Here is a 26,380-nt window from a genome sequence, read left to right on the forward strand (position 1 = left end):
TGTATGCCTACGCCCCACCTTGAAACCGTGAAAATGGATGAGCTGGACTGCTGGCGCATCCGCCACAACGGCGCCGAAGTGCTGGTGGCCCAACAAGGCGCGCACATCTTCAGCTACCAGCCCGCGGGCGCCAAGCCGGTGATCTGGCCCAACGACCAGGCCGTGTTCAAGGCTGGCAAAGGTATCCGTACGGGTGTGCCGGTGTGCTGGCCGTGGTTTGGTGTGTTTGACCGCAACCCGCAAAGCGTCAAGGCGATGCGCCAGAGTGATCAGCCGGCCGGTGCCCATGGTTTCGCGCGCACGGTCATCTGGACCTTGGCCGGCGTCGAAGACAATCGGGTTGAGCTGGTACTGCCGGCACCTGCTGGCGGCTTCCCGGATTGGCCGCATCAGGTCGATCTGAAAATGAGCATCCTGCTCGACGAGCAACTGCATATCCGCCTGACCAGCCACAACCGTGGCACCGACACCGTGACCATCAGCCAGGCGCTGCACAGCTACTTCGCAGTCAGCGACGTGCGCAAGGTGCAGGTCGAAGGCCTGGACGGATTGGACTATATCGATACCGCCGACGGCTGGGTGACCAAGCAACAGGCCGGCGCGCTGCACTTCGCTGCAGAGACCGATCGTATCTACCTCGATACTCCAGCCCAATTGAACATCGTCGATCAAGGCTGGCAACGCCGGATCCAGCTCACCAGCGAAGGGTCCAAATCGACCGTGATCTGGAACCCATGGACCGAACGGGCCAAGGCTTTCGATGATATGGCCGACGATGGCTGGCAGGGCATGCTGTGCATCGAGACGGCGAACGTGCTGGACGATGTGGTGGCATTGGCACCGGGTGCTAGTCACACCATGGGTGTGAGCATCGCCAGCCTGCCCCTGTAAACCCAATCGAATGTGGGAGCAGGCTTGCTCCCACAAGGGGATTTTTGGCGCCGGTTACAGGTCCGATTCCTGCACCACCCGCACCCCCCCCGCATCCAGCGCATACGCTGCATCCGCCAGGTCGTTGTTGACCGTCTCCACCTTCAACGTGCCAGTGACCCACAACGGCGTGTAGATATCGTCCAGCTTCAAGCCTTTGGGATAGCGCACCAGCACCAGTTGATTGGGCGGCGGCGGCGGTACGTGAATGCAGGCGCCCGGGTAAGGCACCAGGAAAAACAGGGTGCTGCGGCCCTTGGCATCGGTTTCCAATGGCACCGGATAACCGCCAAGACGGATGTGCTTGCCGTTCATGGCGGCCACGGTCTTGGTCGAATACATCACCGCCGGCAAGCCCTTGCTCTGTTTCAGGCCACCCTTTTCGGTAAAGGTGCCCAGGGCTTCTGGGGAGTTGTGGTCGATATCCGGCATTTGTTCGAGAGCCTTCTGGTCCGACTCGGGCATCAGTTCCAGCCAGTCGGTTTCCGTAAGCTCAGCGGCGTGGGCCAGGCTTGAACCCAGCAAAAGGACAGTCAACAGAAGGCGGCGCATGAAGGGGCTCGGCAAATAAGAACAGTGCCGGCATTCTAGCCCTCTGCGCCTGCGCAGCGCAGAGGGCTTGTCGCTAAATTACTTCTTTTTCAGCAGACCGTAGATCACCAGCAACACAATGGCACCCACCAGCGCGCCAATGAAACCTGCACCCTGACCTGCCTGGTAGATACCCAGGGCCTGACCGCCATAGGTCGCCGCCAGGGAGCCGGCGATACCCAGCAGGATGGTCATGATCCAGCCCATGCTGTCGTCGCCTGGTTTCAGGAAACGCGCCAGCAGGCCGACGATCAAACCGATAAAGATGGTCCCAATGATACCCATGGCATTTCCCTCTGAATGAAAGTTAGCTGAAGCCTAGTCAGACTTTGGCGTCCTGCAATCAGAGGATGGCGGTCACCAATGGTTCCCGCCAGCCCGTGGGTTATTGCGCGGCGATCAGCGCCTGGACCTTGGCGATCTGCGCGTCGAGTGTCGCGCGGTCCTTGCAACGCAGGTTGGCGTGGCCGACCTTGCGCCCGGCCTTGAACGCCTTGCCGTAGTGATGCAGGTGGCAGTCATCAATCGCAATGACCTGCTCTACCGGCGGCACCACGCCAATGAAGTTGAGCATCGCGCTCTCGCCCACCTTGGCCGTGGAACCCAGTGGCAAGCCCGCTACCGCCCGCAGGTGGTTTTCGAACTGGCTGCACTCGGCGCCTTCGGTGGTCCAGTGCCCGGAGTTATGCACGCGCGGGGCAATTTCGTTGGCCTTGAGGCCACCGTCGACTTCAAAGAACTCGAATGCCATCACGCCGACATAATCCAGTTGCTTGAGCACTCGGCTGGAATAGTCTTCGGCCAGGGCCTGCAACGGGTGGTCGGTGCTGGCCACGGACAGCTTGAGGATGCCGCTGTCGTGGGTGTTGTGCACCAACGGGTAGAAGCGCGTTTCGCCATCACGGGCGCGCACGGCCACCAGCGAGACTTCGCCGGTAAACGGCACGAAGCCTTCCAGCAGGCAGGCGACGCTGCCCAGTTCGGCGAACGTGCCGACCACATCGGCTTCGGTACGCAGGACTTTCTGGCCCTTGCCGTCATAACCCAGGGTGCGGGTTTTCAGCACCGCCGGCAGGCCGATGCTGGCGACCGCCGCATCCAGGTCCGCCTGGGACTGGATGTCGGCGAAGGCCGGAGTCGGAATGCCCAGGTCCTTGAACATGCTCTTTTCGAACCAGCGGTCACGGGCGATGCGCAGTGCTTCAGCGCTCGGGTACACCGGGACGAATTGCGACAGAAACGCCACGGTTTCGGCTGGCACGCTTTCGAATTCGAAGGTCACCAGATCGACTTCATCGGCCAATTGGCGCAAGTGGTCCGGGTCGCTGTAGTCCGCCCGCAGGTGTTCGCCCAGGGCCGCCGCACAGGCGTCCGGCGCCGGATCAAGAAACGCGAAGTTCATCCCCAGCGGCGTACCCGCCAAGGCCAGCATGCGACCCAGTTGGCCGCCACCGATTACACCGATTTTCATCAATCAACAACCTCAGGCGATGCGTGGGTCTGGATTGTCCAGGACGCTGTCAGTCTGTTCGGCGCGGAATTTCTTCAGGGCCGCGTGGAACTGTGGATGCTTGGCGCCCAGGATACTGGCCGACAGCAATGCCGCGTTGATCGCGCCGGCCTTGCCAATCGCCAGGGTGGCCACCGGAATCCCGGCGGGCATCTGCACGATGGACAGCAGCGAATCCACACCCGAGAGCATCGACGACTGCACCGGCACGCCGAGCACCGGCAAGTGGGTCTTGGCCGCACACATGCCCGGCAGGTGGGCTGCGCCACCGGCACCGGCGATAATCACCTCGATGCCACGGGATTCTGCTTCATCGGCATACTGGAACAGCAAGTCCGGCGTGCGGTGGGCGGAAACCACCTTCACTTCAAACGGAATGCCGAGTTTTTCCAGCATATCGGCGGTGTGGCTAAGGGTGGACCAATCGGACTTGGAGCCCATGATCACGCCAACCAATGCACTCATCGTCGTGCCTCTTCTCTCTGGGCGCCCGCAGGCGCGTCAAAAAACAACAAGCCACGCGGGAAATCCGGCGTGGCTTGTTGTACGAATTAAGGCCGGTTGGACCGGCCGAAGGCCGCGCAGTATACCGTAATAATGCAGATAAACAGCCCCTGTGCCGACCATCTGTCTTACGCTTCAAACCTGCGGTTTTATTGACTTTAGAGTCAGCGAAAACACCCCGAAATACTCTGGGAGCTGGCTTGCCTGCAATGTCGGCTGATACACCGCTATCGCAGCATAGGTATCTACACAACTCTCTATCTAGTGCTTATTGAGTTTGTGTTGGGCTCAGCTATTCTGCGCCGCCCCACCTTCCAGCTTGCGCCACAGCAATCGCACGTTCGCCTTGCGCACCAACGCACAGCGATACAGGCGAATCTCCAGCGGCACATGCCACTGCGGCCCGCCACACACCACCAGCTCGCCCCGGGCCAGTTCGGCGCGCACGCTCAACTGTGGCACCCAGGCAATCCCCAACCCTTCCAGGGCCATGCTTTTCAGGCTGTCGGCCATGGCGGTTTCATACACCGTGGTAAAGCGCAGCGCGCGCTGGCGCAACAGCAGGTTCACCGAACGGCCGAGGAACGCCCCGGCGCTGTAGGCCAGCAGCGGCACACTGCCCTCGCCTTCCAGGTCGAACAACGGCTTGCCATCGGCATCGGCGGCGCACACCGGGAGCATTTCAGTGTTGCCCAAGTGCAGTGACGGGAAAATCTCCGGATCCATTTGCATGGCTGCGTCCGGGTCGTAGAACGCCAACATCAGGTCGCAGCCGCCTTCGCGCAGGGCATGCACCGCATCGCCGACGTTGGTGGCCACCAGGCGCGTGGCGATGTTCAGCCCTTCGTTGCGCAATTGCGCGATCCAGCGTGGGAAAAAACCCAGCGCCAGGGAGTGCGCTGCCGCCACTTGCATGACTTCGCCCTGGCCGCCTTCAAGGTGATGCAAATGCCGCAGCACTTCACCCAGTTGCTCGACCACCGTGCGCGCCGTGACCAAAAACAACTGCCCCGCCGCCGTCAGCTCGACGGGCGTGCGCGAGCGGTTGACCAGGGTCAGTCCCAGGGCCGCCTCAAGGCTGCGGATGCGTCGACTGAAGGCCGGCTGGGTGACAAAGCGCCGCTCCGCCGCCTGGGAGAAGCTGCGCGTGGCCGCCAGGGCGCTAAAGTCTTCCAGCCATTTGCTTTCAAGGTTCATCTGATTCTCCAGGGCATGCACCATTTTGGCACACACGCCCGCCATGATAACCGGGTCACATCAACATTATGCCGTTTGTGCATAGGCCAGCGCTTAATAGCATTGGCCCAAAAATTTCCACAAGCCTAGCATTCACAGCGTTCCGGCCTAGCCCGGGTCCATATCGAGATGATTTCCGTCATGTCCTCTGCTGCATCATTCCGTACAGAAAAAGACCTGCTTGGCGTACTCGAAGTACCTGCCCAAGCGTACTACGGCATCCAGACCCTGCGAGCGGTGAACAACTTCCGTCTCTCCGGCGTTCCGATTTCGCATTACCCGAAATTGGTGGTCGGTCTGGCAATGGTCAAGCAAGCCGCCGCTGATGCCAACCGCGAGTTGGGCCAGCTCAGCGAAGCCAAGCACGCTGCCATCAGCGAAGCCTGTGCCCGCCTGATACGCGGCGACTTCCACGAAGAGTTCGTGGTGGACATGATTCAAGGCGGCGCTGGCACTTCAACCAACATGAATGCCAACGAAGTCATCGCCAACATCGCGTTGGAGGCCATGGGCCACAACAAGGGCGAATACCAATACCTGCACCCCAACAACGACGTGAACATGGCGCAGTCGACCAACGACGCCTATCCGACCGCGATCCGCCTGGGTCTGCTGTTGGGCCATGACGCGCTGCTGGCCAGCCTCGACAGCCTGATCCAGGCGTTCGCCGCCAAAGGTGTCGAGTTCGGCCACGTTCTGAAAATGGGCCGCACCCAACTGCAAGACGCCGTGCCGATGACCCTCGGCCAGGAGTTCCGCGCCTTCGCCACGACCCTGGGTGAAGACCTGGCACGCCTCAAGACCCTGGCTCCGGAGCTGCTGACCGAAGTCAACCTGGGCGGCACCGCCATCGGTACCGGCATCAACGCCGACCCGCGCTACCAGGCCCTGGCCGTGCAACGCCTGGCCACCATCAGCGGCCAGCCGCTGGTACCGGCGGCCGACCTGATCGAAGCCACCTCCGACATGGGCGCGTTCGTGCTGTTCTCCGGCATGCTCAAGCGTACCGCGGTGAAGCTGTCGAAGATCTGCAACGACCTGCGCCTGCTGTCCAGCGGCCCACGTACCGGGATCAACGAGATCAATCTGCCAGCGCGTCAGCCAGGCAGCTCGATCATGCCCGGCAAGGTCAACCCGGTCATCCCGGAAGCCGTGAACCAGGTGGCCTTCCAGGTCATCGGTAACGACCTGGCCCTGACCATGGCGGCCGAAGGCGGCCAACTGCAACTGAACGTGATGGAGCCGCTGATCGCTTTCAAGATCTTCGACTCGATCCGCCTGCTGCAACGCGCCATGGACATGCTGCGCGAACACTGCATCGTCGGCATCACCGCCAACGAAGCACGCTGCCGCGAACTGGTGGAGCACTCCATCGGCCTGGTCACCGCGCTGAACCCGTACATCGGCTATGAAAACGCCACCCGCATCGCCCGTATCGCCCTTGAAAGCGGCCGTGGCGTGCTGGAACTGGTGCGCGAAGAAGGCTTGCTCGACGACGCCATGCTCGACGACATCCTGCGCCCGGAAAACATGATTGCCCCGCGTCTGGTGCCTTTGAAGGCCTGAACGCATGTAGCACCGCTCACCAGGTTGAGGGACTAGACACCTCTCACCCTTTTGAGGGCTTGAAGATTTCGATCTTCAGGCCCTTTTTTTTTGCTTTTTTAACGCCTGCCCCCTGAGCGAGTTGGCTCGCTCCCACTAGTACCTATATAGAAGCGCGCAACTGCGTTTTATATATAAAACAAATAAGCCGTTTATTAACTTCCCCGCGTTACCTGAAAAAGCACCGACCTCTCGCAACTTCCCATTACATGCCCGAACAGTGTGCAAATTCGTGCCATATAAGAACCAACGTTTCATATATGAAACGTCAAACTTTCAATTACTTAACCCCAAGTCATTCATATAAAAGGACATTTACTAAAAACCTGTAGGAAATAAACCCCTGGCATTGTTCATGCACTAAACGGCGTATCACCTATAAAACAGACCAGAGTACCTTCCTGATGGCTGTGAAAGAGATGTACGCCGTGACGCCCCAATGGAATAACCAAGCTCTCAGGGAAGAGCTGGAGCCGACTGAAATTGAATTTCGCAATGTCGGTAAATGTTTCCCGGCCAAGGGTAAAGCGGACGCGCCCTTCGCCATTCGCGAGGTGAACTTCAAGATTCGCCGGGGTGAAGTGGTGTCGATCATCGGCCCTTCCGGTTGCGGCAAGAGCACCATCCTGAACATGGGCTCGGGTCTGTACCGCCCCAGCGAAGGTGAAGTGTTCGTCGGTGGCGAGCCGGTCACCGGGCCGGTGCCGCAGGTTGCGTTCATGCTGCAGAAGGACCTGCTGATGCCCTGGCGCAGCATCCGCCGCAACGTCGAACTGGGCCTGGAAATCCAGGGCGTGCCTGCCGCCACCCGGCAGAAGGTGGCCCTGGACCTGCTCGACCGCTGCCACCTCAATGGCTACGCCGATCACTACCCGTTCCAGCTCTCCGGTGGCATGCGCCAGCGCGCCGCCCTGGCCCGCACCCTGGCCATCGACCCGCAGGTGCTGTTCCTCGACGAGCCGTTCTCGGCCCTCGATGCCCAGACCAAGATGATCCTGCAACAGGACATGGCACGGATGCTCTTCGACGAGAAGAAAACCGCGCTGTTCATCACCCACGACCTGATCGAAGGCATCGCCATGTCCGACCGCTTGCTGGTCATGAGCGCCCGCCCCGGCACGATCATCGAAGAAATCAGCATCGACCTGCCGTTTCGCGACAACCCCCTGGAGCGCCGCAAGCTGCCGGAAATCGGCCCGCTGGTAGGCCGCCTGATGGAGTTGCTCCAGGTCGGCGCCGACACCGAACTGCACTGATCACCGCCCTTGCGGCCCCCAACCGATTCCGGAGTCCCCATGCTCAAGTCTCTGTTTCAACGTCTTTGCGCCCTCAGCCTGGGCCTCGGTGTGGCCTGTGCCGCCCAGGCGCAGCCGACCAAGGTCACCTACCTGCTGCCGGCGCCGCCCAACTCGCCCGCGTTCGCACCGTGGATCATCGCCAAGGAAAAGGGCTACTACACGGCCCAGGACCTGGACTTGACGTTCATCGCCGCCAAAGGTGGCGTGGATGTGGCCAAGCAGATCGGCGCCGGTAACGCGTTGATCGGCGGGGCCATCGGTGACACGCCTATCGTGGTGCGGGCCAATGGCATCCCGGTACGCGCCGTGGCGGTGCTGGGCGACGGCGGCGTGACGATGATCGCCACCAACGCCAAGGACAACATCAACCGCATCAGCGACCTCAAGGGCAAGACCATGACGGTGATGTCGTACTCCGACACCACCTACTACGCCCTGCTCGCTTCGCTGCGCAAAGCCGGGCTGGGCAAGAACGACGTGAACATCCAGGCCGCCGGCCCCGCCGGCGTCTGGCAGTTGTTCTCCGCCAACAAGGCCCAGGCCATGGCCGGGGTGCCGGACTGGGTGATCAATGCCGAGGAAGCCGGGGTGCAGATCAAGTTGATCCCCCAGGACCAGATCTTCGAAAGCATGGCCCAGGCGATTCTCGCTTCCGACGACGCCATCAAGAACCAGCCCAAGCTCGTGCGCGGCGTGGTCCAGGGCACCCTGCAAGGCATGCGCGACATCATCCAGGACCCGCGCGCCGCTGCCGTGACCTTCGCCAAGGCGGTACCGGCGTATGCCGGCAAGGAGGACTCGCTGGAGAAGATCTTCAAGCTCTACGTCGAACACGTCTACGCCAAGCAGGCCGTGCTCGGGCACATCGATCCGCAGCACCTGGACAAGGTCCTGCAGTTCTATGTCAGCGAAGGCATCGTCACCCAGGCGACCCCACTTGAAGACCTCTTCACCAACCAATTCGTCGACAGCCCGGTCGCCGCACAGTGAACCACCGGGACATTGAGGTACGTACACGATGAAAAACAATAACTCCGTGCTCGGTAGCGTCGCGCTGCTGATCCTGTTCCTGGTCCTCTGGCAATGGGGCCCCGGCCTGCTCGGCATGCCCGAGTTCGTCATGCCCAAACTCAGCCGCGTAGCCCAGGAAGGCCTGGTGATGTGGCAGACCGGCGGCCTGCTGCAACACACCCTGATCACCGCGCTGGAGATCGTTGTCGGCTTCGCCCTCGGCGCCCTGCTGGGGGTGGTGATCGGTGTCTCGCTGGGCCTGTCGCCGGCTGCCGAGGCCATGTTGTCGCCGTACATCCTGGCCTTGCAGATCGCGCCGAAAGTCGCCTTCGCGCCGCTGTTCGTGATGTGGCTGGGCTACACCATCTACCCGAAGATTCTGATCGCGATCCTGATCGTGTTTTTCCCGGTGATGATCAACGTGCTCTCGGCGATACGCACCGTCGACCCGGACATGATCAACCTGGTACGCACCATGAACGCCAACCGCTGGCAGATCTTCCGCCTGGTGGAGTTCCCCTCGGCCATGGCCGCACTGTTTTCCGGCCTGCGCATTGCCTCGACCCTGGCCGTGATCGGCGTCACCGTCGGTGAACTGGTCGGCGGCAACCAGGGCCTGGGCTTTTTGCTGGTGGACGCCGAGGGCCAGGGCAATACCGCCGGGGTGTTCGTCGCCATTGTCGCGCTGACCCTGATTGGGGTGATCGCCTACGGCGCAGTGGTGTGGGCGGAAAAACGCGTCCTGCACTACATGCCCAAAGCCATGTTGAGCACCCAATGATGAGCCGCCATGACCTTTTGCTTGCAGGCCGTCGCGTGCTGGTCACCGGTGGCGCCCGTGGCCTGGGCTATGCCTTTGCCCAGGCCATCGGCCAGGCCGGTGCCCGAGTGGTGATTGCCGATGTGCTGCACGAACGTGTGCAGCAGGCCGCCTGTGAATTGCGGGCGCTGGGCCTGGATGTGCAGGCCGTCACCGTCGACCTGGCCCAACCCGCGTCGATCCAGGCCTGTGTCGACGCGACGATCAGCCTGCTGGGCGGCCTCGATGGCTTGGTGAACAACGCCTCGATCACCAACTCCGGCGGCAAGGGCTGCGAAGCATTGAGCATCGACACCTGGGACCAGGTGATGCAGGTCAACGTGCGCGGCACCTGGCTGATGACCACCGCCTGCCTGCCGGCCCTGCGCGCCAGCGGCCAGGGCGCCATCGTCAACCTGGCCTCGGACACTCCGCTGTGGGGCGCGCCGAACCTGTTGGCCTATGTCGCCAGCAAGGGCGCGATCATCGCCATGACCCGCAGTCTGGCGCGGGAGCTGGGCAGCGACAACATCACTGTCAACGCCATAGCCCCCGGCCTGGTGCTGGTGGAAGCCACCGCCTACGTGCCCGAGGCGCGTCACCGTTTGTACAACGACCAACGGGCCCTGCAACGCCCGCAATTGCCCGAAGACGTCAGCGGCGCCGTGCTGTTCGCGCTGTCCGACCTTGCCCGCTTTATCACTGGACAAACCCTGCCGGTCAACGGCGGGTTCGTCATGCCTTGATCTGGAGACTGTCATGACTGATCTATCTGCCCAAAACGACACCCCGAAAAGCTGGGACCGCCCTGCCGGCGCCAGCCTGGAAAGCTGGATGAGCACGCGCATCGCCCGTTACGAGACGCGCAAGTACGACTGGGATGCCCTGAAGTTCCAGGCTGACTACGACCCCAAGTTCCGCCGCGCGCAAATGCGCTACATCGGCACGGGCGGCACTGGCATCAGCACCGACATGAACACCATCCCGTCGGAGCACTTCACCTTTTCCACCATGGTCATCCCGGCCGGCCACGAAGGCCCGCCGCACCTGCACATTGACGTCGAAGAAGTGTTCTTCGTGCTGCGCGGCAAACTCAAGGTGGTGCTGGAAAAGGACGGCGAGCGCTTCGAGACCATCCTCACCGACCGCGACGTGATTTCCGTGCCGCCCGGCGTGTACCGCGAAGAGATCAACATCGGCGATGAAGACGCGCTGATGTGCGTGATGCTCGGCGCGAAAAAACCGATCACCCCGACCTATCCGCCAGAGCACCCTCTGGCCTCGATCAAGCGCGGGTAAGCCCATGTTGCCAGGACTCACGCACGCCGCGCCGACGGCCGACCTGCAAGCCCAACTGCAGCGCGATTTCCCCCAGCAACGGGTCGCGTCAGCAGGAGGCCAGCAGGCCCTGCGGGTATGCGGCACGGGACCGGCAGTGGTGTTGCTGCACGGCATAGGCTCCGGCGCGGCGTCCTGGCTGCAGGTGGCACAACATCTGGCGGCCCAGGCGCGGGTCATCGCCTGGGACGCGCCCGGCTATGGCGACTCCAGCCCCCTGGAATCGCAAGTACCCAAGGCCGAGCAATACGCCGCGCGCCTGGTGCAGATGCTCGATGCGCTGGAGGTGGACGAGTGCGCGCTGGTCGGCCATTCCCTGGGCGCACTGACCGCCCTGGCCTTGGCCCGCAGTGCCCAGGCCAGACGCGTGAGCCGCCTGGTACTGATCAGCCCCGCTCGTGGCTATGGCGCGCCCGAGCGCAACGCGCAGCGCCAGCAAGTGCGCCAGCAACGCCTGGACAACCTGCAACGCCTGGGCATCGCCGGGCTGGCCGAGCAGCGCAGCGCCCACATGCTCTCGCCCAGTGCCCAGCCCCAAGCGTTGGCCTGGGTGCACTGGAACATGGCCCGCCTGAACCCGCTGGGCTATCGCCAGGCCATCGAATTGCTGTGCGGCGACGACTTGCTGCGCCACGGCCAACCTGCAATGCCCTGCGAGGTGCATTGCGGCGAAGCCGACAGCATCACCCCACCCGACACCTGCCTGGGCGTGGCCAAGGCCCTGGGTGCCAGCTTCAACCTGATCGCCGACGCAGGCCATGCCAGCCCCATCGAACAACCGCTGGTGGTTGCCGGTCGCCTGGCCTACGCCCTCAAACAATCCCTGACAGGTAGAACCCTATGAACGACTCAGATCTGCTGAAGGATGCTCAGGACAAATACATCGTGCCGGGCCTGGAGCGCGGCTTGTTGCTGCTCTGCGAGTTCAGCCGGCGCAACCGGACCCTGACCGCGCCGGAACTGGCGCGGCGCCTGGCGCTGCCGCGCTCGACGATTTTCCGCTTGCTGACCACCCTGGAAACCATGGGCTTCGTCACCCGCAGCGGCAACGAGTACCGCCTGGGCATGTCGGTGCTGCGCCTGGGCTTCGAGTATCTGGCGTCGCTGGAGCTGACCGAACTCGGCCAGCCACTGCTGGCGCGTTTGTGCGACCGGGTTAACTACCCGAGCAACCTGGTGGTGCGCGACGGGCGTTCCATCGTGTACGTGGCCAAGGTGTCGCCGCCTTCGGTGTTCTCCAACGCGGTCAACGTCGGCACCCGCCTGCCGGCCCATGCCACGGTGCTGGGGCGCATTCTCCTCGAAGACCTGTCACTGGCCGAACTGCGCGAGCTGTACCCCGAGGAGCACTTGGAACAGCACTCCCACTGCACCCCGAAAACCGTGATGGAGCTGTTCGACATGCTCCAGGCCGACCGCCAGCGCGGCTTTGTCAGCGGCGAAGGGTTCTTTGAATCGGCGATTTCCACAGTGGCCGCGCCCGTGCGCGACCAGAGCGGCGACATCGTGGCCGCCCTCGGCGTGACCATCCCGACCACGCAGATCGGTCATGTGAATTTTGAAGAGCTGCTGAACCAAGTGCGGCGCAGCGCCGACGAGCTGTCGCGCCTGCTCAACTACAACGGCGGCGCCCACAGCGGGCAGCCCCGCGTCACTGCCTTGATGAGAGATTGAGATGAGCCTTTATTCATTGCAGGGCCGCACCGCAATCGTCACCGGAGGCTCCTCGGGCATAGGCCTGGCATGCGTCGAACTGCTGCTGGAAGCCGGTGCGGCCGTTGCGTTTTGCGGCCGCGATGCAGAGCGCCTGCGCCGTGCCGAAAGCGACCTGCGCCAACGTTTCCCGCAAGGCCAACTGCTGGCCCAGGTGTGCGATGTGCTCGATGGCGAATCGGTCAACGCCTTTGCCAGCGCCAGCCTGGCCGCGCTGGGCGCCGCCAGCGTGCTGATCAACAACGCCGGGCAAGGCCGGGTCTCGACCTTTGCCGACACCACCGACAGCGCCTGGACCGAAGAGCTGCACCTGAAGTTTTTTTCGGTGATCAACCCGGTCCGCGCCTTCACGCCGCAGCTGCAAAGCCAGGCCGACGCCGCGATTGTCTGCGTCAACTCGCTGCTGGCCAGCCAGCCGGAACCGCACATGGTCGCCACCTCCGCCGCCCGCGCCGGGATCAAGAACCTGGTGCGCTCGATGGCCACCGAGTTCGCCCCGCAAGGCATCCGCGTCAACGGCATCCTGATTGGCCTGGTGGAGTCCGGGCAATGGCGCCGCCGCTTCGAAGCGCGTGAAGAACGCGACCTCGACTGGGCGCAATGGACCGCCCGCCTGGCCCAACAAAAACATATTCCCCTGGGGCGCCTGGGCCTGCCGATTGAAGCGGCCCGCGCGATCCTGTTTCTGGCCTCGCCTCTGTCGGCTTACACCACAGGCAGCCATATCGATGTCTCTGGAGGCCTGTCCCGCCATGCGTAATGAAAACACTGTCACCGTGGGCGCTGCCATCACCGCCTTTCTCGAACAATGCGACGTCAAGGCCGCGTTCGGCGTGATCTCGATCCACAACATGCCGATCCTCGATGCCTTCGCCGTGCGCGGCAATATCCGCTTTGTCATGGCCCGGGGTGAAGCCGGCGCCGCCAACATGGCCGACGCCTATGCCCGCACCACCGGTGGCCTGGGCGTGTGCCTGACCTCCACCGGCACTGCCGCCGGCAATGCGGCTGGGGCCATGGTTGAAGCGCAGACTGCCGGCACCCCGGTGCTGCACATCACCGGGCAGATCGAGACGCCGTACCTGGACCAGGAACTGGCGTATATCCACGAAGCCCGCGACCAGTTGAACATGCTCAAGGCCGTGTCCAAGGCCGCCTTCCGCGTGCGCAGCGTCGAGACCGCCATCAGCACCCTGAAGCTCGCGGTGCAGACCGCGCTGACCGCGCCCACCGGCCCGGTCAGCGTCGAGATCCCGATCGACATCCAGTCGGCCTTTATCCCAATGCCCACCGACCTGTCGCCACTGCCGATCCCGGTCGCTGTGCCGGCACCGGAAGCCCTCGACCTGGTGGCCGCGCGCCTGGCCAGTGCCAAACGCCCGATGCTCTGGCTCGGCGGCGGCGCGCGGCATGCCGGGGCGCAGGTCAAGCGCCTGCTGGCGATGGGCGTGGGGGTGATCACCTCGACCCAGGGTCGCGGCGTGGTTAACGAAGACGACGAACGTTGCCTGGGGGCCTTTTCGCAGAACAAGCGGGTCGAGCAGTTCCTGCAAACCTGCGATGCACTGCTGATCGCCGGGTCGCGCCTGCGCAGCAATGAGACCTTCAAGTACGCGCTCAAGCTGCCGCAGAACACGCTGCGCATCGACGCCAACCCGGCCATCGAAGGCCGCAGCTATGCCAGCGAACTGTTTATCTGTGGCGACGCGGCCCTGGCCCTGGAAGGGTTGGCTGACCGCCTGGAAGGCCGCCTGCACACCGACCCGCAGTTCCTCGCCGAACTCAAGGCCGTGCGTGAACAGTCGCGCAGCCAACTGGTCGCGGACCTAGGCCCGTACTCGGCGATGGTCGAGCAATTGCAGGCCAGCACCGGGCGCAACTTCTCCTGGGTGCGCGATGTGACCCTGTCCAACAGCATCTGGGGCAACCGCCTGCTCAACCTGTACCACCCACGCGCCGGGGTTCACGCCTTGGGCGGCGGTATTGGCCAGGGCCTGGCGATGGGCATCGGTGCCGCGGTGGCAGCCGCTGAAACCGCGCCCGAGCGCAAGGTGTTTGCCCTGGCGGGCGATGGCGGTTTCATCCTCAACCTGGGTGAGCTGGCGACCCTGGTCCAGGAGCGCGCCAACCTGGTGATTCTGCTGATGAACGACCAGCGCTACGGGGTGATCCGCAATATCCAGGACGCGGTCTACGGCAGCCGGCATTGCTATGTCGACCTGCACACCCCGGACTACACCAAGCTCGCCGAATCCATGGGCCTGCGCCATGGCCTGGTCACCGACCTCAAGGATTTCGGCAAGGTGGTTGACAGCGCCTTGAGCCAGCCCGGCCCGTTCCTGCTGGAAGTGGACATGCTCAGCGTGGGCAACTTCGCCACCCAGTTCGCCGGCCCGCCCAACAGCGAAACCAAAGCCCAGAAGGCCACCGCCTGAGGATCGTCGCATGTTGCATATCACCATGATCGGCTGCGGCGCCATTGGCGTCGGCGTGCTGGAGCTGCTGGAGAACGATCCGCAGTTGTGCGTGGATTACGTCATCGCTTCCGAGGGCTCCGAAGCCCTGGTGCGCCAGCGCCTGGCCAGTTTCAAACAACCGCCGCAGGTGCTGACCGCCTTGCCGGCCGATACGCGCCCGGATTTGCTGGTGGAGTGCGCCGGCCACCGCGCCATCGAAGAGCATGTGCTGCCGGCCCTGGAGCGTGGGATTGCCTGCCTGATTGTGTCGGTCGGCGCCTTATCCGAAGTGGGCCTGGTGGAACGCCTGGAGGCCGCCGCCGAGCGCGGCAAGACCCGCATCGAGCTGCTGCCCGGGGCGATTGGCGGTATTGATGCGTTGTCGGCGGCCAAGGTCGGCGGCCTGGACTCGGTCAACTACACCGGGCGCAAGCCAGCCCGCGCCTGGAAGAACACTCCCGGCGAGCAGGCTTGCGACCTGGACAGCATCCGCGAAGCCACGGTGATCTTCCAGGGCAGTGCCCGTGAGGCCGCGCGGCTGTACCCGAAAAACGCCAACGTTGCGGCCACCTTGTCCCTGGCCGGGCTGGGCCTGGATCGCACCCACGTCACGCTGATCGCCGACCCCCACAGCGACGAAAACGTCCACCACTTCGAAGCCCGTGGCGCCTTTGGCCGTTTCGAGTTGAGCCTGCGCGGCAAGCCGCTTTTGGCCAACCCCAAGACCTCGGCGCTGACCGTGTACAGCGTGGTCCGTGCCTTGGGCAACCACGCCCATGCCATCTCAATTTAGGAGCCCGTCGATGACCCTCGAACAGACTTTACCGATCTGCATCGCCGGCCACTGGCGCCTGGGCCGTGGCGAGCGCTACGCCAGCCGCTACCCGGCCACTGGCGAGGCCGTGGCCTGGCTTAACGCTGCCGATTTGCAGGATGTGGAAGACGCCATCCAGGGCGCGCACCAGGCCTTCCTGCACAGCGGCTGGGCCCAGCGCAAACCCCATGAGCGGGCCGGTGTGCTGTACCGCATCGCCGAGCTGATCCGCCTGCACAGTGAGGAACTGGCGCAGCTGCAACGCCAGGACAACGGCAAGCCGATCAATGAAACCCGTGCGCTGGTGGCCAGTGCGGCCGGCACTTTCCAGTTCTTCGCCGCCGCCTGCGAAACCCTGGAAGAAACCATCACCCCGTCGCGCGGTGATTTCGTCAGCATGAGCGTGTATGAGCCGATGGGCGTGGTCGCCGCGATCACCCCGTGGAACTCACCGATTGCCAGCGAGGCGCAGAAGGTCGCGCCAGCCCTGGCGGCGGGCAATGCGGTGGTGATCAAACCGGCGGAAATCACCCCGCTGCTGGCCCTGCGCCTGGCCAGTCTGTGCGAAGAGGCCGGCCTGCCCAAGGGCCTGATCAGCGTGCTGCCCGGCAAGGGCTCGCTGCTGGGCGACGCCCTGACCCGCCACCCGCTGGTCAAGCGCGTGTCGTTCACCGGCGGCACCCGCACTGGCAAGCACATCGCCCATATCGCCGCCGACAAGATGATGCCGGTGTCTTTGGAGCTGGGCGGCAAGTCGCCGACCATCGTCCTTGATGACGCCGACCTCGACCACGCAGTGGCGGGCGTGCTCTACGGCATTTTCAGCTCCTCGGGCGAGGCCTGTATTGCCGGCTCGCGGCTGTTTGTCGCGCGCGCCCTGTACGAGCCCTTTATGCAACGCCTGGTAGCCGCCGCCGCGAACCTGCGCATGGGCGACCCGGCCGACGAAAACACGCAGATGGGCCCGCTGATCAGCGCCGGCCATCGTGAATCGGTGGAACGTTATGTCGCCCTCGGCCTGGCCGAAGGCGGGCGCCTGCGCCTGGGCGGGCAGCGCCCCAGCGGTGGCCTGTATGACCAGGGCTACTTCTACCCGCCGACCATTCTTGAGGGCCTGCACAACCAACAACAGGTATGCCAGGAAGAAATCTTCGGCCCGGTGCTGGTGGCCATGCCCTTCGACGACGAAGAGCAATTGCTGGAGCAGGCCAACGACAGCCTGTACGCCCTCGCGGCAGGCATCTGGACCCGCGACTACAAGCGCGCCTGGGCCCTGGGCCGGCGCTTGCAGGCCGGCACCGTGTGGATCAACACCTACAAACAGTTCTCGATTTCCACACCGTTCGGCGGTTGGCGCGACAGCGGCCTGGGCCGCGAAAAAGGCCGCCTGGGGATCCTGCAATACATGGAACAGAAGAGCCTCTACTGGGGCATGAACCAACAGCCACTGGCCTGGGCCGGTGTGCCACACGAGGTAGCGTGATGAGCGTTTTAGGTATTGATGAAGTCACCTATGGCGTCGAGGACCTCGACACCTGCGTGCGTTTTTTCAGCGACTGGGGCCTGACCCAGGTCAGCACGCAACCCGATGAGGTGATCTTCGAGACCCTCAATGGCTGCCGCGTAGTGCTCGCCGACCTGAACAAACCCGGCCTGCCGCCCGCCATCGAGGCCGGCTCCACCGTGCGTGAAGTGGTGTGGGGCGTGGCCGACGCGGCGGACCTTGCGCTGTACGCCGAACGCATCGCCAACGACCCGGGGTTTGTCGAAGGCAACGGGCGCATCGGCTGCACCGACCCCAACGGCCTAGCGATCCGCCTGCAAGTCACGCGTAAGCGCGAGCTGGAGATCGAGTGCAGCGGCCACAACACCTGGCAGACCAAGGGCCGGATCAACAAGGCGGCGCCGATCTACGAGCGCGCCACGCCGATTGAAGTCGGTCACGTGGTGTTTTTCGTCAAGGACGTGAACGCCTGCGAAGCCTTCTACCACGAGCGTTTCGGCTTCCAGGCCTCGGACCGCTATCCGGATCGCGGGGCCTTTTTGCGCACCGCCGAGGAAGGTGGCCACCACGACCTGTTCATGCTGCAACTGCCGGCGCCACGGGCGGGACTGAACCATGTGGCCTTTACCGTGCGCGATGTGCACGAGGTGTTTGGCGGTGGCATGCACGTGTCCCGCAGCGGCTGGCCGACCGAGATCGGCCCTGGGCGTCACCCGGTGTCTTCGGCGTTTTTCTGGTACTTCAAGAACCCCGCCGGCGCGCTGGTGGAGTACTACGCCGACGAAGATCAACTGACCGGCGAATGGCAGCCACGCACCTTTGAGCCGGGCCCCACGGTGTTCGCCGAATGGGCAATTGCCGGCGGTATCGACGGCAATACCCGGCGCCAACAACACGTCGAGGCGCCGCAAGGCAAGTTCCTCACCGACAAACCCAAATCCTGAGCAGGAGTCGCCCATGCCTTCCCTGAATATTGCTATCGCCGGTGCCGGTATCGGCGGCCTGACCGCCGCCATCGCCCTGCACCGCGCCGGTCACCAGGTCACCGTGTTTGAACAGTCCAAGGCCTTTTTGCGGGTCGGCGCCGACATCAACCTCACCCCCAACGCGGTACGTGCGCTGGATGGCCTGGGGATTGGCGCCGCCGTGCGCATCCCGGCCGCCCGGCCGACCCATCGCATCAGCCGGATGTGGGACAGCGGCGAAGAGACTTCACGCCTGGAAATGTCCGACGCCGCCGAGCAAAAGTACGGCGCCCCGCAACTGACCATCCACCGCGCCGACCTGCTGGCTGCCCTGGCCGAAGTGTTCCCGTTGGAGCAGGTGCAATTCGCCAAGCGCGCCGAGCGGGTTGAGCACACTGACGACGGCATCTGCCTGCACTTCAAGGACGGCAGCCAGCACCGCTGCGATGTGCTGATCGGCGCCGACGGCATCCACTCGGTGGTGCGCAACGCGCTGTTTGGCGAAGAGCACCCGCGCTTTACCGGGGTGGTGGCGTACCGCGCGGTGGTGCCGGCCGAGTTGGTGGCCCATGTGCCGAATATCCAGGCCTTTACCAAGTGGTGGGGCCCCAACCCGCAGAGCCAGATCGTTACGTTCCCGCTCAACCAGGGCAAAGATATTTTTATCTTCGCCACCACCGCCCAGGACAGCTGGCACGAAGAGTCGTGGACCAGCGCTGGCGATGCCGACGAGCTGCGCAGCCACTATCAGGCGTTCCACCCCGACGCCCGTGCCCTGCTGGATGCGTGCAGCGATGTGCTCAAGACCGCGCTGTATGAGCGCGACCCGCTGCCGTTCTGGTCCAAGGGCCCGATCACCCTGCTGGGCGATGCCTGCCACCCGATGATGCCGTTCATGGCCCAGGGTGCCGGCCAGGCCATCGAGGATGCGGTGGTGCTCGCCCGTTACCTGCAAGACCTCGACAGCCCGTCCCAGGTCGCCGCGGCCTTGCAGGGCTATCAGCAGGCGCGCCTGGAACGCACCAGCCAGATCCAGATCGGCTCGCGGGGCAACCAGTGGCTCAAGGACGGCGGCAACGCCGATTGGGTCTATGGCTACGACGCCTGGACCATCCCCACCCAAAGCGCGGCCTGAACATGAGCGACAGCTTGCTGGTGACCGTGCTGCTCAAGCACGACCAATCGAAGAACCTGGAAGACATTCAGCGGCATATGAAGCAGCAGGATTGGTGGGAGCGTTTTCCACCGCAGGGCGTGGAGTTGGTGAGCTGGACCGTGGCCATGGGCCTGGGCCAGATCGTCACCCTGCGCTTGCCGCCGAGCCTGCTGCCAGCCCTTAACGTCGAGCTTGAGCGCTCGGCGTGGGGCGTGTTCAGCACTGAAGTTTTCCCGACATACGACTTTATCCCCGTGCGCGAAACCATCCGCGAACGGGTACGCAACGGAGGTCAATGACATGAGCACTACCGAACGCTTCCTCGAGCCCCATCAGGCGCGCAAACGGCCCAATACCCAGTTTGAAGAGCTGCTGGGCGACTCCATCGAACGCGCCTTCGGCAACGGCGTGACCGAGCTGCCGGCGCTGCTCGCCCACCTCAACCTGGCCGGCCCGCCCTGCCCGCTGACCAGCGGCGAGTGGACGGCAGATGCCTATCAAACCCTGATGGCCCGGCTGGGCGAATGACCCGGCAGAAGGAATAGAACAATGACTATGCAATTGACCGTCGACCCTGTTGAAAACCATCTGGCCAATGGCCTCAAAGACCTCTGGTTCCCGGTGTTGCCTTCGGACCTGTTGGGGGAGAAGCCGGTGTCGGTGCGCCGCCTCGGCTACAAGATCGCCCTGTGGCGCGACAACGATGGCCGCGTACACGCCCTCGAAGACCATTGCCCCCATCGCGGCGCGCCGCTGTCCCAGGGCCCGGTGCTGGGTGATCGCCTGCAATGCCCGTATCACGGCGTCGAAGTGCGCTGTGACGGCACCGTGACCAAGGTGCCCGGCAGCCCCGGCTGCAAACTCGAAGGCAGCCGCCCGACCCGCATGTTCCATACCCGCGAAGCGGCAGGCGCGATCTTTTTGTTCAATGCCACCGACGCGCATTTAGAGACCCCGCCGGAACTGGTGCTGCCCGAGCAACTGACCTCGCCGGAGTGGAGCAGCTTCGTCTGCTACACCGAGTGGAAAGGCGACTACCGCTACGTGATCGACAACGTCATGGACCCGATGCACGGCACCTACCTGCACAAGATGTCGCACTCGATGAGTGAAGGCGAAGCCACCGCCAAGTTCGTCACCCGCGACACCGACAACGGGTTCTTCTTCGAGAAGGAAGGCCAGCGCGGGGTGAACTTCGACTGGACCGAGTTCATGGACAACGGCTGCCATTGGCTGCGCCTGGAAATCCCCTACCCGAAAACCGGCGGCCCGGGCGGCAACTTCACCATTATCGGCAGCTACACGCCGAGCAGCCGCGCGCTCTCGGCGGTGTTCCACTGGCGCTGCCGACCGCTGACCGGCTGGCAGCGCGACACCTGGCGCTTCCTTTACAAGAACCGCCTGGAAGCGCGGCACTGGGCCGTGCTGGAGCAGGATCGGGTGCTGCTGGAATTCATGGAGCCGGACGCCAACCAGCGCGAAAACCTCTACCAGCACGACCTGGGCGTGGTGCGCATGCGCCGTTACCTGAAAAACGCGGCCAAGGCCCAGCTTGAACTGATCGACGCGAAGCAACTGCCATGAACGCGGTCGTGGTGGCGCCCGCCGGGGCCAGTTGGTCGAATGCGCTGCTGATCGGCCGCGAAGTGGTGATGTCGGGGATGACCGCGCACCCCGCCAGCCGCGAGGCCCCCCTGGATTGCTACGCCCAGACCCTGGTGGTGCTGGGCAAGATCCAGGCGCTGGTGACGGCGGCCGGCGGGCACGTGGGCAATATCTACCGGCTGACGGTGTACCTCACTGATATCGCCGACAAAGACCAAGTGGGCCGCGCCCGACGGGATTTTTTCGCCGGGCAGGCCGTGTTTCCCACGTCCACCCTGGTGGCCGTCAACGCACTGGTGTTTCCTGAACTACGGGTCGAGATCGAGGCCAGTGCCCGGCTCGATGTCGACCTGCGTACCGTCACAGAGGTGAATGATGTCTAAGCCCTCCCTGCTCAATGCCCGCGTGCATACCCTGCGCTATGAAGCCGAAGGCATCATCAGCGTGGAGTTTCGGCCGTTGGGCGATACCGTGTTCCCGCCGTTCGAGGCCGGCTCGCACATCGACCTGCACCTGGCCAACGGCCTGGTGCGCAGCTACTCGCTGCTCAACTCCCCCAGCGACCAGGGGCGCTACACCGTGGGCATCCTGCGTGACCGCAACAGCCGCGGCGGCTCGGAATATGTGCACAGCCAACTGCGGGTCGGCATGCCGCTGTCGATCTCGGCGCCGCGCAACAACTTCGCGCTGGACCTGAGCGCCAGCCACAGTGTGCTGGTGGCCGGTGGCATCGGCATTACCCCGATCTACTGCATGTTCCGCCAGTTGCTGGCCCAGGGAAAATCCGCCGAGCTGATCTATTGCGCGCGCTCGCGCCAGGAAGCGGCATTGGTGGAAGCCTTGAACGGCCTGGATGCGCGGGTGGTGTACCACTTCAACGACGAGAAAGGCGTGCCGCCGGACCTCGCCGCCTACCTCGCTGGCCAGCCGGCAGATACGCACTTCTACTGCTGCGGGCCGACGCCGATGCTGGATGCGTTCGAGGGCACCTGTGAGCGCCTGGGTTATCCCCATGCGCATATCGAGCGCTTTACCGCCGCCGAACTGCCGCCCAGCGAAGATGCCCAGAGCCGCTATAGCGTGGAGCTGAAAAAGTCCGGCAAGACGCTGTCGGTGGAGCCCGGTTTGAGTTTGCTGGATGTGTTGCTCGAAGCCGGTTGCGACATTGACCACAGCTGCCGCGAGGGGGTGTGCGGCTCCTGTGAAACGCGGGTGGTGGAAGGCGAGATCGACCACCGCGACGGGGTACTGACCAAGGCCGAGCGTGCGGCGAACACGTCGATGATGGTGTGCGTTTCGGGCTGCAAGAGCCGGCGCTTGGTGCTGGACCTTTAGTCTGCATAGGCTCGGTGGTGGGGCTGTTGTGGCGAGGGGGCTTGTCCCCTCGCCACGATGTCAGGCAGACGATCTATCGAGTAAATAAGTAGGCAACTTATTATTCACCCGTAAAACACAAAATTGCCCGTTTCATTGGCAGCGTGCAATAAAGACGCACCTATCCCGAGCAACTTTGTTACCGCACTTACAGGTTGTTTCATGGGTTATACAAAGCGCTTTGTTTCCCATATAAACAATTGTTTTCAAGCAGGTTTTTATAAAACCCCAGTAAATACGCCGCCTGGCACACTTCCTGCTCTACCCCTGTGCATTCACTGATTAAACGGCGTTTCGCCGATAAAACAATAATAACCAACACTTAAACCCGGTAAGACCCGCTCCCTCCTTAGTTGCCTTTAAAGGCAAGCGGACGAGTGTTGCCGATTACCCGGTAGAGAGGTCTCTATGAAGCGTGTCTTGTGTGCAGGATTGATGTTTGCCAGTTTCAGCAGTTTCGCCGCAGAACCCATCCCTTCCGAACCGGTGCGGGCCAACGCCGCCAATAAACCATTCCCGCATATTGCCTGGCGCAGTGAGGCCGGCGACGCCAGCCTGGATATCGGCGGTGCGTTGCGTACCAACTATCGCGACGAGCATTGGGACACCACCGAGAACAATGGCCGCTTCCTCTTCGACACGTTCCGCCTGGACGTGCAGGCCACCTACAAGAGCCTCTACAGCGATATCGGCTACTGGTTCCAGGACGACGGCAAGCGCTCCATCGACCGTGGTTTCGTCGGCTATCGGCTCAATGCCAACTCCAACGTGCAACTGGGAGCGCCGTTCAAGCCGTTTGGCCTGGAGCCGTATCCGCAATTTGGCTGGAGTTACCACCTGCCGTTTTTCATGGGCTATGCCTCAAGTGCCGGCACCGGCCTCAAGTACAGCTACAAGGACCAGGACTGGGACGTGCAGCTTGGCTTCTTCCCGCGCATGTTGCCCAGCGACCTTCGCTATTCGCCTGAAGTCGGGCGTTACGCCGACCTGAAGGACAATGCGATTGCCGCGATCCAATCGCGCCAGGACAACGAGAAGCGCAACCAACTCAACGCCCGCGTAGCACGGACCTTCAACAGCGATGGCTGGAAAACCGAGATCGGCGCCTCGCTGGCCACCGCCCAGCTGTACAACGCCACCACCCGGGACGACGGCGACTACTGGGCCGCCGGTGTACACGCCATCATCAACAAGGGGCTGTGGACCGTTACCAGCCAGGCCATCCGCTACGAATACGACCCTGAAAACCCCACCGGCGTCAGCAAGGACTCGGTGCTGATGGGTGGCAACGGCCTGACCCCCGCGTACCTGATCGCATCCAAGGCCACCCTCGCCTCGATCAACCTCGGCTATGACGTCTACACGCCGACGCTGGGGCAGTTGAAGAAGGTCAAGTTGTACACCGACTACAGCCGGATGATGAAAGACAAGAGCGCCTGGGATGATTCGCAGATGTTCACCGTGGGCGCGCAGTTCCTGGCGATGCCGGTGATGGCCTGGGTCGACTTTACCTGGGCGCGCAACGCCAACCCCTATGGCGGGGCCGAGAATGGCAGCGGCTTTACCAATACCAGCTCGGTGGGCAGCAACGAGTGGTATTACCGCACCAACGTGAATATTGGTTACTACTTCTAACCAGGCAACAAAAATCAAAGGTGGGAGCTGTTGAGCTTTGGCGAGGTTGCGATAGGCATGAGTATCTACACGACTTGCTCTTTTTTGGTTGTGGGGTGTGAGTACATATCCATTGCTGCGGTCATGGCCACTTAGGGTTCCGCCCTTACGGCGGCTCACTTTGGAAGAGCGCCAAAGTAAGCAAAGCGCTCTTGCCCCACCACTCGGTGCCTCGCCTAGGCTCGGCATGCCCGCAGTCAGGCATTGCTCCGTGGGCCCGCCGCGATCGGCCATCCATGGCCGTGTCGCGGCTACCCCGGCATCCATGCCGGGGTGCCCACTGCGCAATACCTGCCTGCGGCCATCGTGGTTTAACGGGGCGCCTTAGATCAAGATCAAAAGCCAGATCAAAAGCAGAGCCACAGCAACAGCAAAGCCAGAGCGCGAAGCTGCATTCCCTGTGGGAGCTGGCTTGCCTGCGATGGCGGTACATCAGCCAATACATTTATCGACTGATACACCACCATCGCAGGCAAGCCAGCTCCCACAGGTATAAGCGTACGCCTAGACGATCAGGTCGGCTGTCAGGCCGTCTCGCTTTGCTTTTGATCTGAGGCGCCCCGTTAAACCACGCTGGCCGTCATCCGATATTGATTTGGGGGGTAACCCGGCAGGACGCCGGGTTAGCCGCGCTGGGCCATGGATGGCCCATCGCGGCGGCCCCCCAAATCAATGTCGGATGACGGGCACACCGAGCCTAGGCGAGGCACCGAGTGGTGGGGAAAAAGCGCTTTGGTTACTTTCGCGCTCTTTGTACGGACCGGACACATGGTTGACGGGTGTGCGGGGACATGGTGGACACTTTTGGCGAGCCAACTTCGCCGGAAAGCCATCATGCCCTGGGACACGAGAGATACCATGAGCCTGAAAGAAGAGTTCATTGCCTTAGCACGGCAACCCGGCAGCAATAAACGAGAGCTGTGTCGACGGTTCGGCATCAGTCCGCAAACGGCCTATAAGTGGTTGAAACGCTATGAAATGCAGGGGCAGTCTGGACTGCAAGAGAAGTCCCGAAAACCTGCGACTAGCCCAAAGCTAACCGCGCCAGCTCTGGAAGCGGAAGTCATAGCGCTTAGGCGAGCACATCCCGCTTGGGGCGGACGTACAATCAGCAGCCTTTTGAAAAAGCAGATTGCTCCTAGCACTGTCACCAATGTTCTGCACCGATGCGGGCTGATTCAGCCTGTTCAGAAGGAACAAGAAGCAAAGCTGAGATTTGAACACGATGCACCTAACGATCTTTGGCAGATGGATTTCAAAGGGCACTTCCCGACGCAAGAAGGCCGATGCCATCCGCTGACGTTGTTGGACGATCACTCACGATTCAATTTGGCGATTCAAGCTTGTGATAACGAGCGTGGAATCACAGTGAAGGAAAAGATGATCGAGGTATTCCAGCGCTTTGGTTTACCGGCTCGCATCAACGTTGACAATGGGCCGCCATGGGGCTCGCCACGCAACCCTGGGGAAATCACAGAATTAAGTATCTGGTTGATTCGCTTGGGGATCAGGATCAGCTTCAGTCGTCCTTATCACCCTCAAACCAATGGAAAGATTGAGCGCTTCCATCGTTCACTCAAAGCCGAGGTGCTTGATGGGCGTCAATTCTCCACGATCAAGGATGCTCAAACAGCGTTTGATCAATGGCGTGAGGTCTATAACTTAAAACGCCCTCACCAAGCACTGGACTACAAGGTGCCTATGGACCGGTATCGAGCAAGCCCCTGGGCTTATCCGCAGCAGCTATCGGAGTTTGAATATGGGCCGGATGATGTGCTGGCCAAGGTTTATCACAGCCGATTTCGCTTTCAGAAACGTTACTTCAGCATTGCCAAGGGGCTGGTTGGGCAGCACATCGCAGTTCGGCCTAACCCTGAAAGTGACGGGCTCTTTGACGTCTACTTCTGCCACCATTTCCTACGAACGATCGACGTGAGCAAACCGGACTATGGTTCATAATGTGTCAACTATGTCCCCGCACATGTGTCCACTATGTGTCCGGTCCGTACAGGGCTCTTTTCCAAAAGTGACCCGCTGTAAGAGCGGAACCAATAGCCGCCGTAACCCCAGCAACGGATATGTACACAAACCCAATAAGCACCAGAGAAAAGAGTTGTGTAAAGACTCATGCCTATCGCAACCTCGCCAAAGCTCAACAGCTCCCACATTAGGTCAGTGTGACGCTCGACCATTCCTCGCTCAATTGCGCTGCTTGCAGACGGCTGGCGCACACCTAGGTATAGTGCCGCCCCTCTTCGCATGCACGATCGTCAGCCGCATGCGAACGCCGAACTAAT

Annotated in this window: 27 protein-coding genes; 22 read left to right on the forward strand and 5 right to left on the reverse strand. The window is 62.6% G+C overall.

Annotated elements, in window-relative coordinates; translation table 11 throughout:
• Positions 1-3: 3 nt before the first annotated feature.
• Positions 4-891, forward strand: a complete 888-nt coding sequence (locus HU773_RS00480) for a D-hexose-6-phosphate mutarotase (protein WP_186626151.1) — start codon at positions 4-6, stop codon at positions 889-891.
• 54 nt (positions 892-945) lie between these two features.
• Here HU773_RS00480 and HU773_RS00485 read toward each other — a convergent pair whose 3' ends face one another.
• The 5 genes from HU773_RS00485 to HU773_RS00505 form a co-directional block, all read right to left on the reverse strand.
• Positions 946-1,482: a DUF3299 domain-containing protein gene (locus HU773_RS00485; protein ID WP_120734356.1), complete on the reverse strand. Its 537-nt coding sequence runs from the start codon at positions 1,480-1,482 to the stop codon at positions 946-948.
• A gap of 78 nt (positions 1,483-1,560) precedes the next feature.
• On the reverse strand, positions 1,561-1,806 hold the full coding sequence (locus HU773_RS00490) for a GlsB/YeaQ/YmgE family stress response membrane protein (protein WP_029289950.1): 246 nt from the start codon (positions 1,804-1,806) through the stop codon (positions 1,561-1,563).
• Positions 1,807-1,906: 100 nt separating this feature from the next.
• Complete coding sequence (locus HU773_RS00495; RefSeq protein ID WP_057444228.1) at positions 1,907-2,992, reverse strand: 5-(carboxyamino)imidazole ribonucleotide synthase; 1,086 nt, start codon at positions 2,990-2,992, stop codon at positions 1,907-1,909.
• A 12-nt stretch (positions 2,993-3,004) separates the two neighbouring features.
• The gene (gene purE, locus HU773_RS00500; RefSeq protein ID WP_057440545.1) at positions 3,005-3,496 is read right to left on the reverse strand and encodes a 5-(carboxyamino)imidazole ribonucleotide mutase; all 492 of its coding nucleotides are present in this window, start codon (positions 3,494-3,496) and stop codon (positions 3,005-3,007) included.
• 327 nt (positions 3,497-3,823) lie between these two features.
• Complete coding sequence (locus HU773_RS00505) at positions 3,824-4,732, reverse strand: LysR substrate-binding domain-containing protein (protein ID WP_057440625.1); 909 nt, start codon at positions 4,730-4,732, stop codon at positions 3,824-3,826.
• Positions 4,733-4,912: 180 nt separating this feature from the next.
• Here HU773_RS00505 and aspA point away from each other — a divergent pair, with 180 nt between their 5' ends.
• The 21 genes from aspA (at position 4,913) to HU773_RS00610 (ending at position 26,042) form a co-directional block, all read left to right on the forward strand.
• Positions 4,913-6,337, forward strand: a complete 1,425-nt coding sequence (gene aspA / locus HU773_RS00510) for an aspartate ammonia-lyase (RefSeq protein ID WP_038444539.1) — start codon at positions 4,913-4,915, stop codon at positions 6,335-6,337.
• A gap of 458 nt (positions 6,338-6,795) precedes the next feature.
• A complete protein-coding gene (locus tag HU773_RS00515) occupies positions 6,796-7,632 on the forward strand; it encodes an ABC transporter ATP-binding protein (protein ID WP_057440627.1) in 837 nt (278 codons plus the stop codon).
• 39 nt (positions 7,633-7,671) lie between these two features.
• Complete coding sequence (locus HU773_RS00520; protein WP_057961189.1) at positions 7,672-8,664, forward strand: ABC transporter substrate-binding protein; 993 nt, start codon at positions 7,672-7,674, stop codon at positions 8,662-8,664.
• Between the two features lie 28 nt (positions 8,665-8,692).
• Positions 8,693-9,466: an ABC transporter permease gene (locus tag HU773_RS00525; protein WP_057440547.1), complete on the forward strand. Its 774-nt coding sequence runs from the start codon at positions 8,693-8,695 to the stop codon at positions 9,464-9,466.
• Positions 9,466-10,230, forward strand: a complete 765-nt coding sequence (locus HU773_RS00530; protein ID WP_115129446.1) for an SDR family oxidoreductase — start codon at positions 9,466-9,468, stop codon at positions 10,228-10,230. The genes HU773_RS00525 and HU773_RS00530 overlap by 1 nt, the downstream gene beginning before the upstream one ends.
• A gap of 13 nt (positions 10,231-10,243) precedes the next feature.
• The gene (locus HU773_RS00535; RefSeq protein ID WP_029289969.1) at positions 10,244-10,783 is read left to right on the forward strand and encodes a cupin domain-containing protein; all 540 of its coding nucleotides are present in this window, start codon (positions 10,244-10,246) and stop codon (positions 10,781-10,783) included.
• Positions 10,784-10,787: 4 nt separating this feature from the next.
• Positions 10,788-11,666, forward strand: a complete 879-nt coding sequence (locus HU773_RS00540) for an alpha/beta fold hydrolase (RefSeq protein ID WP_186626152.1) — start codon at positions 10,788-10,790, stop codon at positions 11,664-11,666.
• On the forward strand, positions 11,663-12,496 hold the full coding sequence (locus tag HU773_RS00545) for an IclR family transcriptional regulator (protein ID WP_057440549.1): 834 nt from the start codon (positions 11,663-11,665) through the stop codon (positions 12,494-12,496). The genes HU773_RS00540 and HU773_RS00545 overlap by 4 nt, the downstream gene beginning before the upstream one ends.
• Position 12,497: 1 nt before the next feature.
• Complete coding sequence (locus tag HU773_RS00550) at positions 12,498-13,295, forward strand: SDR family oxidoreductase (RefSeq protein ID WP_186626153.1); 798 nt, start codon at positions 12,498-12,500, stop codon at positions 13,293-13,295.
• Positions 13,288-14,970 carry a thiamine pyrophosphate-binding protein gene (locus HU773_RS00555; RefSeq protein ID WP_057440551.1) on the forward strand — a complete coding sequence of 561 codons (1,683 nt, stop codon included), beginning with the start codon at positions 13,288-13,290 and terminating at the stop codon, positions 14,968-14,970. The genes HU773_RS00550 and HU773_RS00555 overlap by 8 nt, the downstream gene beginning before the upstream one ends.
• Positions 14,971-14,980: 10 nt before the next feature.
• On the forward strand, positions 14,981-15,784 hold the full coding sequence (locus tag HU773_RS00560; protein ID WP_057444232.1) for an aspartate dehydrogenase: 804 nt from the start codon (positions 14,981-14,983) through the stop codon (positions 15,782-15,784).
• Positions 15,785-15,794: 10 nt separating this feature from the next.
• The gene (locus tag HU773_RS00565; RefSeq protein WP_057440552.1) at positions 15,795-17,288 is read left to right on the forward strand and encodes an aldehyde dehydrogenase; all 1,494 of its coding nucleotides are present in this window, start codon (positions 15,795-15,797) and stop codon (positions 17,286-17,288) included.
• Positions 17,288-18,253, forward strand: a complete 966-nt coding sequence (locus tag HU773_RS00570; protein WP_115129304.1) for a VOC family protein — start codon at positions 17,288-17,290, stop codon at positions 18,251-18,253. Before HU773_RS00565 ends, HU773_RS00570 begins: the two co-directional genes overlap by 1 nt.
• 13 nt (positions 18,254-18,266) lie before the next feature.
• A complete protein-coding gene (locus HU773_RS00575; RefSeq protein ID WP_057440554.1) occupies positions 18,267-19,409 on the forward strand; it encodes an FAD-dependent monooxygenase in 1,143 nt (380 codons plus the stop codon).
• A 2-nt stretch (positions 19,410-19,411) separates the two neighbouring features.
• The gene (locus HU773_RS00580; RefSeq protein WP_057440555.1) at positions 19,412-19,729 is read left to right on the forward strand and encodes a hypothetical protein; all 318 of its coding nucleotides are present in this window, start codon (positions 19,412-19,414) and stop codon (positions 19,727-19,729) included.
• A gap of 1 nt (position 19,730) precedes the next feature.
• The gene (locus HU773_RS00585) at positions 19,731-19,958 is read left to right on the forward strand and encodes a recombinase-like helix-turn-helix domain-containing protein (RefSeq protein ID WP_034116488.1); all 228 of its coding nucleotides are present in this window, start codon (positions 19,731-19,733) and stop codon (positions 19,956-19,958) included.
• Positions 19,959-19,979: 21 nt separating this feature from the next.
• Entirely contained in the window at positions 19,980-21,014 is a 1,035-nt protein-coding gene (locus HU773_RS00590; protein WP_057440556.1) for a Rieske 2Fe-2S domain-containing protein, read from the forward strand.
• Positions 21,011-21,418, forward strand: coding sequence for a Rid family hydrolase (locus HU773_RS00595; protein WP_169989488.1), 408 nt, complete (start codon positions 21,011-21,013; stop codon positions 21,416-21,418). The genes HU773_RS00590 and HU773_RS00595 overlap by 4 nt, the downstream gene beginning before the upstream one ends.
• A complete protein-coding gene (locus HU773_RS00600) occupies positions 21,411-22,370 on the forward strand; it encodes a PDR/VanB family oxidoreductase (protein WP_057440558.1) in 960 nt (319 codons plus the stop codon). Before HU773_RS00595 ends, HU773_RS00600 begins: the two co-directional genes overlap by 8 nt.
• Positions 22,371-22,817: 447 nt before the next feature.
• Entirely contained in the window at positions 22,818-24,044 is a 1,227-nt protein-coding gene (locus HU773_RS00605; protein WP_057440559.1) for a hypothetical protein, read from the forward strand.
• Positions 24,045-24,917: 873 nt separating this feature from the next.
• Positions 24,918-26,042 carry an IS481 family transposase gene (locus HU773_RS00610; RefSeq protein ID WP_057961168.1) on the forward strand — a complete coding sequence of 375 codons (1,125 nt, stop codon included), beginning with the start codon at positions 24,918-24,920 and terminating at the stop codon, positions 26,040-26,042.
• Positions 26,043-26,380: the final 338 nt, after the last annotated feature.

Origin of the sequence: Pseudomonas shahriarae, assembly GCF_014268455.2 — a bacterium.
GTDB lineage: Bacteria > Pseudomonadota > Gammaproteobacteria > Pseudomonadales > Pseudomonadaceae > Aquipseudomonas > Aquipseudomonas shahriarae.

Excerpts from the sequence above, each read along its gene's own strand:
- HU773_RS00600 (WP_057440558.1), top strand. The coding sequence starts at position 21,411 with ATGTCTAAGCCCTCCCTGCTCAATGCCCGCGTGCATACCCTGCGCTAT.
- HU773_RS00560 (WP_057444232.1), top strand. The coding sequence starts at position 14,981 with ATGTTGCATATCACCATGATCGGCTGCGGCGCCATTGGCGTCGGCGTG.
- HU773_RS00575 (WP_057440554.1), top strand. The coding sequence starts at position 18,267 with ATGCCTTCCCTGAATATTGCTATCGCCGGTGCCGGTATCGGCGGCCTG.
- purE (WP_057440545.1), bottom strand. The coding sequence starts at position 3,496 with ATGAGTGCATTGGTTGGCGTGATCATGGGCTCCAAGTCCGATTGGTCC.
- HU773_RS00530 (WP_115129446.1), top strand. The coding sequence starts at position 9,466 with ATGAGCCGCCATGACCTTTTGCTTGCAGGCCGTCGCGTGCTGGTCACC.
- HU773_RS00610 (WP_057961168.1), top strand. The coding sequence starts at position 24,918 with ATGCCCTGGGACACGAGAGATACCATGAGCCTGAAAGAAGAGTTCATT.
- HU773_RS00545 (WP_057440549.1), top strand. The coding sequence starts at position 11,663 with ATGAACGACTCAGATCTGCTGAAGGATGCTCAGGACAAATACATCGTG.
- HU773_RS00485 (WP_120734356.1), bottom strand. The coding sequence starts at position 1,482 with ATGCGCCGCCTTCTGTTGACTGTCCTTTTGCTGGGTTCAAGCCTGGCC.
- HU773_RS00540 (WP_186626152.1), top strand. The coding sequence starts at position 10,788 with ATGTTGCCAGGACTCACGCACGCCGCGCCGACGGCCGACCTGCAAGCC.
- HU773_RS00580 (WP_057440555.1), top strand. The coding sequence starts at position 19,412 with ATGAGCGACAGCTTGCTGGTGACCGTGCTGCTCAAGCACGACCAATCG.
- HU773_RS00520 (WP_057961189.1), top strand. The coding sequence starts at position 7,672 with ATGCTCAAGTCTCTGTTTCAACGTCTTTGCGCCCTCAGCCTGGGCCTC.
- HU773_RS00590 (WP_057440556.1), top strand. The coding sequence starts at position 19,980 with ATGACTATGCAATTGACCGTCGACCCTGTTGAAAACCATCTGGCCAAT.
- HU773_RS00535 (WP_029289969.1), top strand. The coding sequence starts at position 10,244 with ATGACTGATCTATCTGCCCAAAACGACACCCCGAAAAGCTGGGACCGC.
- HU773_RS00565 (WP_057440552.1), top strand. The coding sequence starts at position 15,795 with ATGACCCTCGAACAGACTTTACCGATCTGCATCGCCGGCCACTGGCGC.
- HU773_RS00495 (WP_057444228.1), bottom strand. The coding sequence starts at position 2,992 with ATGAAAATCGGTGTAATCGGTGGCGGCCAACTGGGTCGCATGCTGGCC.
- HU773_RS00585 (WP_034116488.1), top strand. The coding sequence starts at position 19,731 with ATGAGCACTACCGAACGCTTCCTCGAGCCCCATCAGGCGCGCAAACGG.
- HU773_RS00595 (WP_169989488.1), top strand. The coding sequence starts at position 21,011 with ATGAACGCGGTCGTGGTGGCGCCCGCCGGGGCCAGTTGGTCGAATGCG.
- HU773_RS00570 (WP_115129304.1), top strand. The coding sequence starts at position 17,288 with ATGAGCGTTTTAGGTATTGATGAAGTCACCTATGGCGTCGAGGACCTC.
- HU773_RS00480 (WP_186626151.1), top strand. The coding sequence starts at position 4 with ATGCCTACGCCCCACCTTGAAACCGTGAAAATGGATGAGCTGGACTGC.
- aspA (WP_038444539.1), top strand. The coding sequence starts at position 4,913 with ATGTCCTCTGCTGCATCATTCCGTACAGAAAAAGACCTGCTTGGCGTA.
- HU773_RS00515 (WP_057440627.1), top strand. The coding sequence starts at position 6,796 with ATGTACGCCGTGACGCCCCAATGGAATAACCAAGCTCTCAGGGAAGAG.
- HU773_RS00505 (WP_057440625.1), bottom strand. The coding sequence starts at position 4,732 with ATGAACCTTGAAAGCAAATGGCTGGAAGACTTTAGCGCCCTGGCGGCC.
- HU773_RS00550 (WP_186626153.1), top strand. The coding sequence starts at position 12,498 with ATGAGCCTTTATTCATTGCAGGGCCGCACCGCAATCGTCACCGGAGGC.
- HU773_RS00605 (WP_057440559.1), top strand. The coding sequence starts at position 22,818 with ATGAAGCGTGTCTTGTGTGCAGGATTGATGTTTGCCAGTTTCAGCAGT.
- HU773_RS00525 (WP_057440547.1), top strand. The coding sequence starts at position 8,693 with ATGAAAAACAATAACTCCGTGCTCGGTAGCGTCGCGCTGCTGATCCTG.
- HU773_RS00490 (WP_029289950.1), bottom strand. The coding sequence starts at position 1,806 with ATGGGTATCATTGGGACCATCTTTATCGGTTTGATCGTCGGCCTGCTG.
- HU773_RS00555 (WP_057440551.1), top strand. The coding sequence starts at position 13,288 with ATGCGTAATGAAAACACTGTCACCGTGGGCGCTGCCATCACCGCCTTT.